Origin of the sequence: Macrococcoides goetzii (assembly GCF_002742385.2) — a bacterium.
Classification (GTDB): Bacteria; Bacillota; Bacilli; order Staphylococcales; family Staphylococcaceae; genus Macrococcoides; species Macrococcoides goetzii.
The window spans coordinates 97,120-111,843 of record NZ_MJBI02000001.1; the positions used below are offsets into that span (position 1 = coordinate 97,120).

The following is a 14,724-nucleotide window of genomic DNA, read 5'->3' on the forward strand; positions in this document are numbered from 1 at the left end:
CTTAATTAAAAGGAGAAAAGATATGAAAAAATTATTAATACCTATTATTGGATTAGTTGTTTTATTATTAATTGTTGGTAGTATGTTAATTGGTCCATACAATAAACTTGTCGGACTTGATGCTGATGTAGAAAATGCAGAAGCGAAGGTTGATACACAGTTACAAAGACGTCTGGACTTAATTCCAAACTTAGTTGAAACTGTAAAAGGTTATGCAAAACACGAAGAAAAAGTATTTAAAGATGTTTCTGATGCACGTGCCAAATTAGCAGGTGCTAAAGAAAATGGTTCAATGGAAGATAAAGCGAATGCCAATGCGGAGTTAAATTCAGCATTAAGTCGTTTAATTGCAATTCAAGAGAACTACCCGAACCTTAAAGCTGATACGCAGTTTACAGGTTTACGTGATGAATTAGCTGGTACAGAAAATCGTATCGCTGTAGCGCGTAATGATTACAATGAAGTTGTTACTACTTATAACAAAGCGGTAAGAAGTTTCCCAGCAGCCTTATATGCTGGCATGCTTGGATTTGAAAAGAAAGAATTCTTTAAAGCCGATGAAGCTGCAAATAAAGCACCAAGTATCGATTTTAATGCTGATGGAGAAAGTAAATAATGTTTAAGAAAAAGTTCGCGATTTTTATCGCGCTCTTTTTAATCTTCACGATTACTTTACCGGCGAATGCAGCTGAGCCATTGCCAAAGCTTGAACAACCTATATTTGTTCAGGACCATCTCGGCATATTCAAACAAAATGAAAAAGATTTTCTCAATCAGCGTGGTGAAACGTTACAAAAAGGTACTACCGCTGAAATCTTAATCATGACGATGCCGTCGATAGGGCAAGAAGTAAGAGGAGATTATGCACTTCGCGTTGGACGTGAATACGGCGTCGGAGATAAAGAGAAAAACAACGGGATAGTGATTTTGTTTAACTTAGATAACGGTAATGAATTTAGAAATAGAGGTATTGAAGTACAAGTTGGTTATGGTTTGGAAGGCGTCTTAAATGATGCGAAAGTCGGAGCTATGATTGATAAGTATGCAATGCCTGATGTACAAAAGGCGCTTGCAGCTGATCCTAAAGGTGAAAGTGCTGAGAGTAAGGCGCTGTATGCTCAGGGGCTAGGAAAACTTTACAATGCAATATTTGATGAAGTAAGTAAAAGTTATGGATTCGATGGTGAAAAGTATACGCGAGATACACCGATGGTCGATAATAGTTCAGATGGCATTAGTGTATTCGAAATATTGATTGGATTATTCTTATTATACCTTGTCATCTCTATCTTTATGGGAGGTGGCCGAGGTGGCGGTGGTGGTGGACGTAGACGTTCATCAGGACCAGTCATCTTCTTCCCAACCGGTGGAGGTTTCGGCGGCGGATTCTCTTCAGGAGGATTCGGTGGCGGTGGATTTGGCGGCGGAGACTTTGGTGGCGGTGGCGCCGGCAGAGGATTCTAAAATGAAAGGACTAACAACATAATTTGTTGTTAGTCCTTTTTTTACTATTTATCTTCAGTACTTCTTAATGTTAATTCAACTTCTTTTTCATTACCGTCACGGATAATTGTAAACTTTACTTTATCTCCAGCTTTTTTGTTCTTGTATATATAGTTGCGAACGTCACCATCAGTTTTAACATCCTGTCCTTCAATTTGCGTTATGACATCGCCTTCTTTAAATACTTTTCCGGCTTTTTCATCAGTGCTTGCAACAAGTGCTCCCGTGTTAGCGGATACTTTCATTTCCTCTAGATAATTAGCGGGAACATTTTCAATACTGACCAATGCAAGACCCATGAATGGGCGAACCACTTTACCATCTTTTACAAGTTGATCTATGATGACTTTCGTATCGTTTGAAGGAATTGCAAACCCTAATCCTTCGACAGTGTCTGCTGAAATCTTCAAGGTATTAATACCGATTAACTGCCCTTGATTATTAATTAACGCTCCACCTGAGTTACCAGGATTGATTGCGGCATCAGTCTGAATTGCTTTTACTGAAGATTCTCCAGCAGAAGTATCGACCTTCATCGTTCTTTCTTTCGCACTAATAATACCTTCAGTAACACTTCCTGATAATTCAACACCTAACGGATTTCCGATTGCATAAACAGTATCACCAATACGAATTTTTGAAGAATCTGCAAACGGAATCGGCTTAATATTATATTGACCAGAGATTTTCAATACCGCAATATCAGTTAAAGCATCAGTGCCTATTAAAGTACCATCCACTGTTTCACCTGTAGATAAACGTACCTTTAAATCTTTCGCACCTTCTACAACGTGGTTATTGGTTACGATATATGCTTCATTATCAGTCGTCTGATAGATAACACCAGAACCAGTACCTGCAGGTGTATCTTCACTACTACCACTATCTCCACGTAAAATATCAAAGATGCTGCTATTTGCCTGCTGCATATTGATGACACCAACAACTGCAGGTGAAACTTGTTCTAACATATCAGCAAGTTCTGTATTATTACCGGCAGTTTTCTGGTCCACCTGGATCGGTGTAGCATTTGGATTAGAAGTTGTATCTGGAGATACTATATCAGGAATGTGGGTTGCACCAAGTGTCAGACCTGAACCGAGGACTGCAGCTAATAATAATTTAAAAAAGCCAGGTCCATTATGCTTTCTATGTGTACGTGCCTCATCATTACGAACATATTGTACGGATTCATTAGCATCATATGATTCATTATTATGTATTATCCTTTCTTCATGATCATGTTGATTATATCTGTCCATTAAATTTCCCCCTAAATTAATTAAGATAATAAAATAAGATACCACTTCTATCTGAAAATTTCATATATTTACCCTTAAGTTCACGAAATCGACAAATCAACAAAGTATATTCATTTGCATTTAATTTGTGCTAAAATAAAGCTAAAATGATAAGACATAATAAAAAACAAAGATTAAAAACAAATATAAAAAATGTTATATCAAACAACAAGGAGTTCATAACATGTACAAATTTTTGGCAACGCTAATTTACTTTGTAACAAATATTTTATTACGTAAAGTTAAAGTAATAGGTAAAGAAAATATCCCTAAAAATGAAGCGTTTATCGTTACATGCAATCATAGAAGTATGGTTGAAATTATTATACTTGCTATGGCACTATACCCAAGAGAAGTGCACTATATGGCGAAACAGGAATTATTTAAAGGAAAGTTACTTGATAAGTTCTTTAGATCTGTGAATGCATTCCCTGTAAACAGAGCGAATCCTGGACCATCTACAATAAAGACGCCAGTAAAGTTAATTAAAGAGAATAAGATTGTAGGAATATTTCCAAGTGGACAACGCGCAGATAATGCACCGATGAAAAAAGGAGCAGCTACTATTTCTGTGATGAGTAAATCTAAACTATTACCAGCAGCATACGAAGGACCGATTAAATTTAAAGATGTAATATTTGGAAAAGAAAAATGTTATATTATGTTTGGTGAACCGATAGATAGTCAAAGCTTTACTGCGCAATATAAGAAGAATGAAGCAATTGAAGAGATTACACAAACATTAGAAAGTAAAACAAATACATTAATAGCAACATTAAAACACGAAGCGTAATAATTACGCTTCGTGTTTTAATGTTTTGTAGAGATACGTCTCTTTGTCCTCTGGGTAAATAAATTCAAGTTTAATGATTTGAGGTTGGTTTGTTCTACTAGCGATGGCCTGTGTTTTTTCTTTGATTTTACTAATATATGATACTTTCTCAACTTCATTTTGAATTAATTTATATTCTGTTTTTTCATCAGATGAGTAAGGATAAGACGTTTTTAGTACGATGATACTCATAAGTCTTCACCCACTTCCAAATTTTTATATTTAAGTTATAATACTATTTCCCGTATACTGCCGCTTTAAACGCATAATAGATAATAAATTTTATTTCAATTTAAAATGAAACTATTGCTAATAATCATTATATTAAAATAATCTAAAAAAATTATTAAAAGGACAAAAGTATTCTAAAAAATCACCCCAAAATAGTATGTAAAATTATTATAAAAATAAAAAACAATATATTAAATATTCAGAATATATAGTATAATTTATTAAAAGTAACATGGGGGTGCATCATGACGATACATAGGATGAAAAAAGAAGATTCAGTAATAGAATTTATTGAAACGATAGAAGATGAAAAACGTAGGAAAGACTGTATTAAATTATTGGAAATATTTGAAGACAGCTCTGGATTTATCGGAAAGATGTGGGGCCCTAATATTATAGGGTTTGGAAAGTATCATTATAAGTTAAACGATCAAATAGAAGGAGATGCACCGCTCATTGCATTTGGTCTGAAGAAAAGTAAAATCAGTTTGTACTTTGCTCAGGATAATATTAATCGAGATCGTTACTTAAAAGAGTTGGGGAAACATACACTTGGAAAGACGTGTGTGTATATAAGTGATATAGAACATATTGATGTTAAAGTATTAAAACATCTTATCGTGGATTCTATGAAATATCTTCAAAATCAGTATGATAATACATAAAAAAATAATGAATCAAGTTATGCACTTGTTTCATTATTTTTAATTTCTGTAGGAAAGAGACTGCGCTCTAAATTTTTAAGTTTTGTATAAGTATCATCATCTAAAGATTCGATTTTCTGTTCATCTGTAAACAGTGATTCAATTAATTCAATATCAATATCTGTAGCAGTTGATATTTGATATGCAGTTAATCTACCTTTAAATAGAAATGGAAGACCTTTCATTCAATCACCCTTAAATTAGTTATTAGTTTATTATAGCGAATAAACCATATAATTAAAAGTCTTTTTTCAATATATATTATTATTGCATATATATTTGAGGGTGTACAATATATGTATATATGATTAATAAAATATATATTGTATTTGCTCTGTTTAAATAATAAAATTAGGTGCAATGAAAAATTTTATTTCATAGGAGGTAAGAAGATGTATTCTTTCTTACAAAGATTAGGTAGAAGTTTGATGTTACCTGTAGCTGTATTACCAGCAGCGGCATTGCTACTTGGTATAGGTTACTGGATTGATCCAACTGGATGGGGAGCAAATAACCCTATTGCTGGATTTTTAATTAAGTCTGGAGGAGCAATTCTTGATAATTTAGGTTTACTTTTTGCGATTGGTGTTGCTCTAGGTATGTCTAAATCAAGAGATGGAGCTGTAGCATTAGCGGCAGTAGTAGGATTTTTAGTTGTTACAACTGTTTTATCTCAAGCTTCCGTAGCAAACTTATTGCATATCAAACCTGAAAAAGTTGATATGAGTTTTGGAAAGATTAATAACGTGTTTATTGGTCTACTTGTTGGTTTCATTTCATCTTGGACTTTTAACAAATTCCATCAAACTGAATTGCCAACAGCATTTGCATTTTTTAGTGGTAGACGATTAGTGCCAATCTTAACATCTGTTTTTGCAATGATTTTGTCAGTTATTTTATTATTTGTATGGCCATTCTTCTTCGGATTGCTTGTTTCTTTCGGTGAATGGATGATTGGACTAGGAGCAGTTGGAGCAGGTTTATTTGGATTCTTCAATCGTTTATTAATTCCAACTGGATTACACCATGCACTTAATGCAGTATTCTGGTTTGATGTTGCTGGTATTAATGATATTGGTAAATTCCAAAGTAAAGACGCTGTTAAGGGTGTAACAGGAATGTATCAAGCTGGTTTCTTCCCGGTAATGATGTTTGGTATTCCTGGAGCTGCGTTAGCAATGTATCATTCAGCAAAAACTGCACGTAAAAAAGCTGTAGCAGGTATCTTCTTAGCAGGAGCCGTAGCAGCATTTGTTACAGGTGTTACTGAACCTGTAGAGTTCTTATTTTTATTTATTGCACCAAGTTTATATTTAATCCATGCAGTATTAACAGGGATTTCTATGTTTATTGCGGCAAGTATGCATTGGACTGCTGGTTTTGGTTTTAGTGCAGGAGCAATTGACTTTTTACTTTCTACAAGAAACCCTAACGCAAATCATCCTTTAATGCTCTTAGTTTTAGGGTTAGTTTATTTTGTATTATACTACGTAATTTTTAGAGCGGTTATCAAACTTCAAGATATAAAAACACCAGGTCGTGAATCTGACGAAGATATCGCTAAGATGATTGCACAAGAAGATGCTGATATGGGTCAAACATCATCAGAAGATGTTGTCGTTAACACATCTCAACCTGGAAAATACGATAAACTTGCACAATCTGTTATTTCAGGTGTAGGTGGTAAAGAGAATATTGAAAGTGTTACAAACTGTGCGACGCGTTTACGTTTTGAATTAAAAGATAATTCAATTGTGGATGAGCATTTAATCAAACGTGCTGGTGCGGCTGGTGTAATGAAGGTTGGTCGTAAGAATGCTCAAGTTATCATCGGCACACATGTTCAACAAGTAGCAGATGTTGTGGATGAATTTTTAAAATAATGAAATGATGTTTTGAAAAGCAGCCTTTTGGCTGTTTTTTATTTTTAAATTATTTCTCTCTCTTCACTTTGTTAATTCTTTAATGTGATAACACTATACCATAATACAATTTTTGGATATTTTATTGTTTTGTAATCGTTTTCATTTTATAATAATATTGTCTGAAAAATTTGAATAATTAAAAAGGAGAATAAAAATGACGTTATTATTAACAGGTGAAAATTTAACAATCGATGCTATTAGAAAATTCTTAAACGACAAAGATGTTGTGGCCATTTCCGATGAAGCAATAAGCAGAGTGAAAAGTAGTAGAAAAACTGTAGAAAAAATCATAGAAAATAAAGAGACGATTTATGGTATCACAACTGGTTTCGGATTGTTTTGTGATGTGTTAATTGACCAGGATAAATGCAATGATTTACAAGTACATCTTATTCGTTCACATGCTTGTGGGGTGGGGCAACCGTTTCATTCAAATGTATCACTTGTTATGATGATTTTACGTCTTAATACGATGTTAAAAGGGCACTCAGGGGTAACTGAAGCATTGGTTGATCAATTGGTATTCTTTATCAACGAACGTATTATTCCGGTTATTCCGGGACAAGGTTCATTAGGTGCCTCTGGAGATTTAGCGCCTTTATCACACTTAGCATTAGCTTTAATTGGAGAAGGTGATGTTGAGTATCAAGGAAAAGTTGAAAATAGTAAAGATGTACTTGATCGATTAGGAAGAAGCCATTTAGTGCTACAGGAGAAAGAGGGATTAGCATTAATTAATGGTACACAGGCAATGACTGCTCAAGGTGTCATCAATTACATTGAAGCTATCGATATTGCATATCAGGCTGAATGGATTGCCTCACTTACACACCAATCATTAAATGGAATAACAGATGCATATAACGAAAATATTCATATTGTGCGTAACAATGATGCTCAAGTAGGTGTTGCTAAACGTATGCTGGATTGGCTTGAGGGTTCTCAATTAACAACGAGACAAGGTGAAGTTCGTGTTCAGGATGCTTATTCACTGAGATGTATACCTCAAATTCACGGTGCAAGTTTCCAGGTATTCGAGTATGTTAAAGAAAAATTAGAAGCAGAAATGAACGCTGCTAATGATAATCCTCTTATTTTTGATCAGGGTGAAGAAACGTTAGTCATTTCAGGTGGGAATTTCCATGGTCAACCAGTTGCTTTTGCTTTAGACTTTTTGAAGATAGGGTTAAGTGAATTAGCGAATGTATCGGAGCGTAGAATCGAACGTCTAGTCAATCCACAGTTAAATGGTGGACTACCAGCGTTCTTATCACCGGAACCAGGTTTACAAAGTGGCGCTATGATTATGCAATATGCAGCAGCAAGTTTAGTGTCAGAAAATAAGACGCTTGCTCATCCAGCAAGTGTAGATTCTATTCCATCAAGTGCGAACCAGGAAGATCATGTGTCAATGGGAACAATTGCTTCTCGTCATGGATATCAAATATTAGAGAATGTGAGAAATGTAATTGCAATTGAATGTATTATCGCATTGCAGGCAGCTGAAATCAAAGGTGCAGAAAAATTATCTGAGAAAACAAAAGCAAAATATGATGAATATCGTCAGATTGTTCCTAGTATTGTAGAAGACAGACCATTTCATAAAGATATTAAAACAGTGTCTGACTATTTAAGACAACAAGCTTATACTGAGAAATAATGGGAATAAAAAAAACCACCACTGGTGGTTTTTACTTCTTCTTAAATGTTTCGTAATATCTACGGCCTTTCTCGTAATCCAGTCGACCTTCCCAGCGTGCGATAACTAATGTTGATAATGAGTTACCAACAACGTTAACAACTGTACGCATCATATCTAATATACGGTCGATACCGATAATTAATGCTAAACCTTCTGGGTGAATGTTCATTGCAGTAAGTGTTGTAATTAATACTACAATTGATGTTCCTGGTACAGCTGCCATACCTTTAGATGTTAACATTAATGTTACTAATAATACTAACTGTTCTGTTACTGATAAATGTACGCCATACATTTGAGCGATAGTCAGTGCTGCAATTGATTGGTACAATGCTGAACCATCTAAGTTAAATGTATACCCTGTAGGTACAACGAATGACACGATTTCTTTCGGTGCACCGAATTTCTCCATTTTCTCCATAATCTTCGGTAATACTGTTTCAGAACTTGAAGTAGAGAAAGCTAGGATTAATTCTTCTTTTAAGATAACAAGTAGATGGAAGATATTAATCTTACAAAGTGCTGCTACACCACCAAGTACTACGATGATGAAGAATACCATTGATCCAGCTACTACTAATGCTAATTTACCAAGTGGGATTAAAGCACCTAATCCTAAGTTGATAATTGTAACTGCCATAAACGCAAATACACCAATTGGTGCGTATTTCATAATTTGATTTGTCATCCAGAAGATAACGTCTAAGAATCCATCGAAGAACGCTTTAACAGGTTCTCCTTTTTTACCGATTGCTGCTAGCCCTAATCCAAAGAATACTGAGAAGAAGATTACCGGTAATAATTGACCTTGAGCCATTGAATCGATAATATTTGTTGGGATAATATTAACGATTGTATCTATCATGTGGTTACCATATGTTGATTCTGCAGCTGCTTCGGCATTTGTTGTATATTTCGTAACGTCACCTTTAGGTAATAGGTTCTTATCGATACCTGAACCTGGTTTAAACACGTTAGCAAATATGATACCTAATCCGATTGCTACTGTTGTAATAATTTCAAAGTATAATAACGTTTTCCAGCCATAACGACCAACAGTTTTCATATCTCCAGTTCCTGCAATCGAAATTACAAGAGAACAAAATACGATTGGTACTACGATCATTTTAATTAAATGTAAGAAAATATCACCTAGTGGTTGAAAATAGTTAACATACTCAGTTTTTCCGTTAAGCATGGCTCCTACAACCACACCAAGAACTAATGCTAATAATATCTGCATAGGTAAGCTTATAAATTTTTTCTTTTTAGGTTTTTTTATCTCTGTTACTGAACTCATTTTTCCATCCCTCATTTCTTCCGTACTTGACTATTTTATTGCTAAAGCTTAAAGATGTCAATTTAATTTTAATGTAGTAGTCTGAAAATTCTGTAGTTATTATGTTATAATAATATTGTATTGATTCACACTATAGATATTAATATGTTTGAGTTTTTATGTTTTTTATCGATTAATCTTTATTTAATATATGCTGAATTGTAAACGTTATCACAATATAGTTTATCTTATTATCAAGGTGGAAATATTATATTATTATAATGGAAATATAAAAAATGATATAAATATTTTTTGACACTATATTAATTTGTTAATATATTAAAATAATATTATATTGATGTTTTACTAATTAATTTTAAAAGTCCACTAATACTAAAATGTTAATAAGTATTAGTGGACTTTTAAAATTATATAGTAATGTCATCTAGTAGGATACTTTCAATCGTAACTGTTACGTTACCTTTTAAAGCTTTTGTAATCATACAGTTATTTTCAGCTTTATCGATGATTCTCTTTAATTTAGGAATATTTAATACCTGAACATTATCTTCAAGCGACTTGAGATAAATATTGTATGCAATACTTTCATATGTTTGAAGCCCTTTATCAACTGAAATTGTAGCAGTAGCGTCTACGTGATCAACTTCTGTATATAGATTATTCTTCTCAAAATATGAGCTTAACGTAATGGTAAAGCAAGTTACTGCAGCTGACATTAACATTTCATCAGGATTTGTACCAATATCAGGTCCATTCATTTCCTCTGGAATTGAGATTTGAGATTTTAAATGTTTATTTTCTATTGTACCGATACCATTATATCCGCCGGTAAATTTTGCAGTGCATTTAAAAGTATGTTTAACCATATTTTTTATCTCCTTTTGAAGTTATTGATGTAATGCTAAAATATTTACTTGAAATTAATATTTAGAGCATTAAATGAAATGTTATTAAACATTGCTATAGCTTTAAACAAGATTATAATATCACTCAAATGTAGTAAAGTGAAAAATTGAGATTTTGTTCTTCGTTAAATTTTTTATGCGAATTTTGAAATATACACAACTCTTTAACATTTTTAACGAAAACTCAATGATTATTAAAGATGACTTAATATCCTCTTGTTATGATAAGTATATCCTAACGAAGGAGAGTGACGATGAAAAAACCCTTTGGATTGTTTTTAGCAATAATCATTTTTATGCTATTCGTACCACAAGAGGTTCATTCAGTTTCACAACCAAGTAAAGATGTTATAACTGTAGCGCATCGTGGCGCAAGTGGTTATGCTCCTGAGAACACGATGTATGCCTATGAACTAGCACTCGAGATGAATGCAGATTGTATCGAAATTGATTTACAGTTAACACATGATGGTCATCTTGTTGCAATTCATGATAACACGTTAGAGAGAACGACTACTGGTTCCGGCTTTGTATGGGATAAATCATTAGCGGAAATAAAGCGGTTAGATGCTGGTGTAAAGTTTGATCAAAAGTTTAAAGGTGAAAGAATACCGACATTTGATGAGATTTTACAGCGTTTTAAAAATGAGTCGATTGGTATTCTGATAGAGATAAAGACACCAGAATATTATCCTGGCATCGAGGATAAAATTAAACAATCACTTGTGCGTTTCAATCTGGATAAAGCAGCTGAGAGAATAGCAATACAATCATTTAATCACCATGCTGTAAAAGTTTCAAAGTCTTTATTGCCTGATATTAAACATGGCGTCTTAATCAGTGCTAAAAACCCTAGAGTTCATGATCGAGATTTACAATGGTTCAAGTCTTTTGCTGATTTTTATAATCCTTCTATTAAAATTGTCTCTCATGAACTTGTATCACGTGCACATCGTTATGGTTTACAGGTGAAACCTTATACTGTCCGAGATGCAACTCTGATTGAACCGCTGTTAAAGCAGGGAGTAGATGCAATTATTACGGATTATCCTGATTTTATGAAATCTTATGATCAGGAGATTGTTGTTCGAAATCAAGCTGAAATTGAAAGTAATAATAATGTTTCTGTATATTAAAAAAACACCAATCGTATGATTGGTGTTTTTGATTGAACAAAATATTAACGAGAGTAGTACTCAACGATTAATTGTTCGTTAATTTCAGCAGATAATTCGCTACGTTCTGGAACGCGTACGAAAGTACCTTCTAATTTTTCTGCATCGAAAGTTAAGTATTCAGGAACATGGTTAGATAATTCAACTGACTCAACGATGATGTTTAATTTTTGTGATTTTTCACGAACTGAAATCACTTGACCAGGTTTTAATTGGTATGATGGGATATCTACGCGAGCGCCATCTACCATGATGTGACCGTGGTTAACTAATTGACGTGCTTGACGACGTGTACGTGCTAAACCTAATTGGTATACTACTGCATCTAAACGAGATGCTAAAAGTGCCATGAAGTTAGCACCGTGAATACCTTTCATTTTACCAGCACGGTCAAAGATTGTGCGGAATTGACGTTCGTTGATTCCATACATGTAACGTAATTTTTGTTTCTCTTGTAATTGTAAACCATACTCAGATAATTTTTTACGTTGGTTAGGACCGTGTTGTCCTGGTGCGTAAGGGCGTCTTTCTAATTCTTTACCAGTGCCGCTTAAAGAAATGCCTAAACGACGAGATTTTTTCCAAGTTGAACCTGTAAAACGAGCCATAATGTGACTCCTCCTCTTATTTTGTTTTTTATGTAAAAAACAAAAATATGATAAATGCTTAAGTCGATATGGTGTCATTCCGTGTCTTCGCCTTATAGCTTCAGTTACACAACACGCCAACATAGGGGACACTATAGAGCGCCTTAATATGTATCTGCTATCTTCGTTTATTCACATAGATGTTATTATAACATGTTGATATGTATTGTCAATAACGAATTAATCTAATTTTGATACGTGTTTCTCAAGTATTGATACGAAATTTTCTAAGCCTTCCTGATCTTCAGCAGTAAAGCGATTTTTAATTGGCGCATCGATATCCAGCACGCCAAAGACACTATCGTTGATGATGATCGGTACAACGATTTCAGATTGACTTGCCGCATCACATGCGATATGACCAGGAAATGCATGGACATCTTCGATACGCATCGTTTTTTGTTCGCTCACTGCAGTACCACAAACACCTTTTCCGACAGGGATTGTTACACATGCTGGTTTACCCTGGAATGGTCCAAGTTGTAATTGACCATTTTTCATCGTGTAGAATCCAACCCAGTTTACGTCAGTAAGAAATTCATTGAGCAGTGCACTCGCATTTGCGAGATGACTTACAATATCATCTTCTCCTTCAAGCAAAGCATCGAGCATTTGATTGAGTGTCTTATAATCTTTAATATGGTTAGTTTCAAACATAATATCACTCCATTTTGTAAATTCTAATGATTAGTATTCATTAGTGTAACGAATTTGAGAACTTTTCACAATTAATTGTTTTTGTAATACCTATTTTACGTTATAATAGGTAAGAGTACTTTGGAAGGAATGAAAATTGATGATATATGCCATAGTTGGAATAATCGTATTAATACTAATTGTCATTGGTATTATGTTTTATTTAAGAAATCAAAAAAGAGCAAGTGTTGAGCGTGTTGAAGCAAGAAAAAATGAAATCAAAAATTTACCGTTCCAGGATGAACTCGTAAAAGTGAAAGTTTTAAATTTATCAGGTCAGGCAAATAACCGTTTTGATAAATGGAAAAAAGAATGGCAGACTGTTTTAAATGAAGATATTAAAGCTTGTGAGTTAACTATAAATGATGCGGATGAAGCGCTGGATAAATTTAAGTTTAAAGAAAGTGAAGAGAAGGTTGCAGAAAGCCATCATTTACTGGATCAGATTGAAAAGAAATATCAGCATTTTACTGAAGAGATTAATAATTATCTATCTTCAACAAAAGAAGATGATAGAAAGTATGATGACTGTAAAATTATTTATAGAGAAGCTAAGCGTGATGTGTTAGCGAACCGTCATCAATTTGGCGAAGCTGCTGATCCGCTGGAAGCTCAAATTGAAACGTATGCACCAAAAATTGAAGTATATGAAGGGTTAGTTGCAGCGGGAAATTATGATGATGCACATGAACATATTACTGCGCTACATAATGAAATGACACGTTTAAAAGAAGATATGGAAGATATTCCATTACTTATTCGTGATGTCCAAAAAGAATTGCCTGGACAGTTTCAGGATATTCGTTTCGGATGTCGTGATCTGAAGATTGAAGGTTACAATTTAGAGCATGTTAAAGTGGATAGTAATCTACAAACATTAAAAGGTAAGCTTAATTTAGTAGAACCATTAATCGCAAGACTACAGTTAAATGAAGCAGAAGCGATTATTAATGAGATCAATGACTCACTTGATGAAATGTTAGAGTTAATCGAGTATGAAGTGAAGGCTAAGAATAAAGTCGAAACTACAAAAGAAAGCATTACTGATCAGTTATTCCATGCAAAAGATATGAATTATACATTACGCACTGAAATTGAATACGTAAAAGAAAGCTATTATATCAATGAAGAAGATATTCAAAAAGTTCGTCAGTATGATAATGAGATTCAAAGTTTAATAACAGTTTATGATGAAATCTTAACTGAAACAGCTAAATCGAGTATTCGCTATACTGAAGTTGAAGATAATCTGAAATATATTGATGATCATGTGAAAGTTATCAACGATAACCAGGATAAGATTCAGCAGCATTTAACAAATTTACGTGAAGATGAGCAAGAAGCGCAAAAGAATATATTAAAGATTCAGGCTAAGAAAGAAGAGATTTATCGCAGGTTACTTGCATCGAACTTATCAAGCGTACCTGAACGTTTTATTATCATGAAGAATGAAATTGATATTGAAACACGTGAAGTGCACCAACTATTCAATAAACGTCCGATGAATGTGACGCAAGTCCGTGATAAAGTAAACAAAGTATTAATTACCATGAATACATTTGAAGCCGAAGCGGTTGACGTATTAGAAAATGCGAAGTATGCTGAGAAATTGATACAGTATGGTAATCGATACAGAAAAGAAAGACCAGATGTAAACAAAGATTTAAACGAAGCAGAACGATTATTTAGTAACAACCGATATAAGCGTGCGGTCGAGATTGCAGAAGCTGCGATTGAGCGTGTTGAACCTGGTGTTACAGAAAAGATTGAAGCAAGTGTATTAAATCAAAGACAATAATAAAG

At 33.8% G+C, this 14,724-nt stretch carries 15 protein-coding genes; 8 read left to right on the top strand and 7 right to left on the bottom strand.

Annotated features, from left to right (window positions below; translation table 11 throughout):
* Positions 1-22 precede the first annotated feature (22 nt).
* Positions 23-616, top strand: coding sequence for a LemA family protein (locus tag BFS35_RS00515; protein WP_099579852.1), 594 nt, complete (start codon positions 23-25; stop codon positions 614-616).
* Positions 616-1,464, top strand: a complete 849-nt coding sequence (locus BFS35_RS14095; RefSeq protein ID WP_099579854.1) for a TPM domain-containing protein — start codon at positions 616-618, stop codon at positions 1,462-1,464. The genes BFS35_RS00515 and BFS35_RS14095 overlap by 1 nt, the downstream gene beginning before the upstream one ends.
* Positions 1,465-1,508: 44 nt before the next feature.
* Here BFS35_RS14095 and BFS35_RS00525 read toward each other — a convergent pair whose 3' ends face one another.
* Positions 1,509-2,765: a S1C family serine protease gene (locus BFS35_RS00525; protein WP_099579856.1), complete on the bottom strand. Its 1,257-nt coding sequence runs from the start codon at positions 2,763-2,765 to the stop codon at positions 1,509-1,511.
* 223 nt (positions 2,766-2,988) lie between these two features.
* Between BFS35_RS00525 and BFS35_RS00530 the strand changes: the two genes are divergently transcribed.
* Positions 2,989-3,597: a lysophospholipid acyltransferase family protein gene (locus BFS35_RS00530; RefSeq protein ID WP_099579858.1), complete on the top strand. Its 609-nt coding sequence runs from the start codon at positions 2,989-2,991 to the stop codon at positions 3,595-3,597.
* Positions 3,598-3,600: 3 nt separating this feature from the next.
* Here the strand turns inward: BFS35_RS00530 and BFS35_RS00535 are convergent, their stop codons facing one another.
* Positions 3,601-3,828: a hypothetical protein gene (locus BFS35_RS00535; RefSeq protein ID WP_099579860.1), complete on the bottom strand. Its 228-nt coding sequence runs from the start codon at positions 3,826-3,828 to the stop codon at positions 3,601-3,603.
* A gap of 284 nt (positions 3,829-4,112) precedes the next feature.
* Here BFS35_RS00535 and BFS35_RS00540 point away from each other — a divergent pair, with 284 nt between their 5' ends.
* Positions 4,113-4,532 carry a DUF1801 domain-containing protein gene (locus tag BFS35_RS00540; protein WP_099579862.1) on the top strand — a complete coding sequence of 140 codons (420 nt, stop codon included), beginning with the start codon at positions 4,113-4,115 and terminating at the stop codon, positions 4,530-4,532.
* Between the two features lie 17 nt (positions 4,533-4,549).
* On the opposite strand, the gene BFS35_RS00545 is transcribed toward BFS35_RS00540, so the two are convergent.
* On the bottom strand, positions 4,550-4,756 hold the full coding sequence (locus BFS35_RS00545; protein WP_096076141.1) for a hypothetical protein: 207 nt from the start codon (positions 4,754-4,756) through the stop codon (positions 4,550-4,552).
* A gap of 207 nt (positions 4,757-4,963) precedes the next feature.
* On the opposite strand from BFS35_RS00545, the gene nagE reads away from it, so the two are divergent.
* Together nagE and hutH are read left to right on the top strand one after the other, a co-directional pair.
* Positions 4,964-6,454 (top strand): N-acetylglucosamine-specific PTS transporter subunit IIBC, encoded by a 1,491-nt coding sequence (gene nagE, locus BFS35_RS00550; protein WP_099579864.1) that lies wholly within the window; start codon positions 4,964-4,966, stop codon positions 6,452-6,454.
* Between the two features lie 196 nt (positions 6,455-6,650).
* A complete protein-coding gene (hutH, locus tag BFS35_RS00555; RefSeq protein ID WP_099579866.1) occupies positions 6,651-8,156 on the top strand; it encodes a histidine ammonia-lyase in 1,506 nt (501 codons plus the stop codon).
* A gap of 31 nt (positions 8,157-8,187) precedes the next feature.
* Here the strand turns inward: hutH and BFS35_RS00560 are convergent, their stop codons facing one another.
* Together BFS35_RS00560 and BFS35_RS00565 are read right to left on the bottom strand one after the other, a co-directional pair.
* On the bottom strand, positions 8,188-9,498 hold the full coding sequence (locus BFS35_RS00560; RefSeq protein WP_099579868.1) for a cation:dicarboxylate symporter family transporter: 1,311 nt from the start codon (positions 9,496-9,498) through the stop codon (positions 8,188-8,190).
* Positions 9,499-9,905: 407 nt separating this feature from the next.
* A complete protein-coding gene (locus tag BFS35_RS00565; RefSeq protein WP_099579870.1) occupies positions 9,906-10,364 on the bottom strand; it encodes an OsmC family protein in 459 nt (152 codons plus the stop codon).
* A gap of 293 nt (positions 10,365-10,657) precedes the next feature.
* Here BFS35_RS00565 and BFS35_RS00570 point away from each other — a divergent pair, with 293 nt between their 5' ends.
* Positions 10,658-11,539, top strand: coding sequence for a glycerophosphodiester phosphodiesterase (locus tag BFS35_RS00570; protein ID WP_099579872.1), 882 nt, complete (start codon positions 10,658-10,660; stop codon positions 11,537-11,539).
* A gap of 44 nt (positions 11,540-11,583) precedes the next feature.
* Here the strand turns inward: BFS35_RS00570 and rpsD are convergent, their stop codons facing one another.
* Both rpsD and BFS35_RS00580 read right to left on the bottom strand, forming a co-directional pair.
* Complete coding sequence (gene rpsD, locus BFS35_RS00575; protein ID WP_096076146.1) at positions 11,584-12,186, bottom strand: 30S ribosomal protein S4; 603 nt, start codon at positions 12,184-12,186, stop codon at positions 11,584-11,586.
* Positions 12,187-12,405: 219 nt separating this feature from the next.
* The gene (locus BFS35_RS00580; RefSeq protein WP_099579874.1) at positions 12,406-12,882 is read right to left on the bottom strand and encodes a GAF domain-containing protein; all 477 of its coding nucleotides are present in this window, start codon (positions 12,880-12,882) and stop codon (positions 12,406-12,408) included.
* A gap of 136 nt (positions 12,883-13,018) precedes the next feature.
* Between BFS35_RS00580 and ezrA the strand changes: the two genes are divergently transcribed.
* Positions 13,019-14,719 (top strand): septation ring formation regulator EzrA, encoded by a 1,701-nt coding sequence (ezrA, locus tag BFS35_RS00585; RefSeq protein WP_170137289.1) that lies wholly within the window; start codon positions 13,019-13,021, stop codon positions 14,717-14,719.
* Positions 14,720-14,724: the final 5 nt, after the last annotated feature.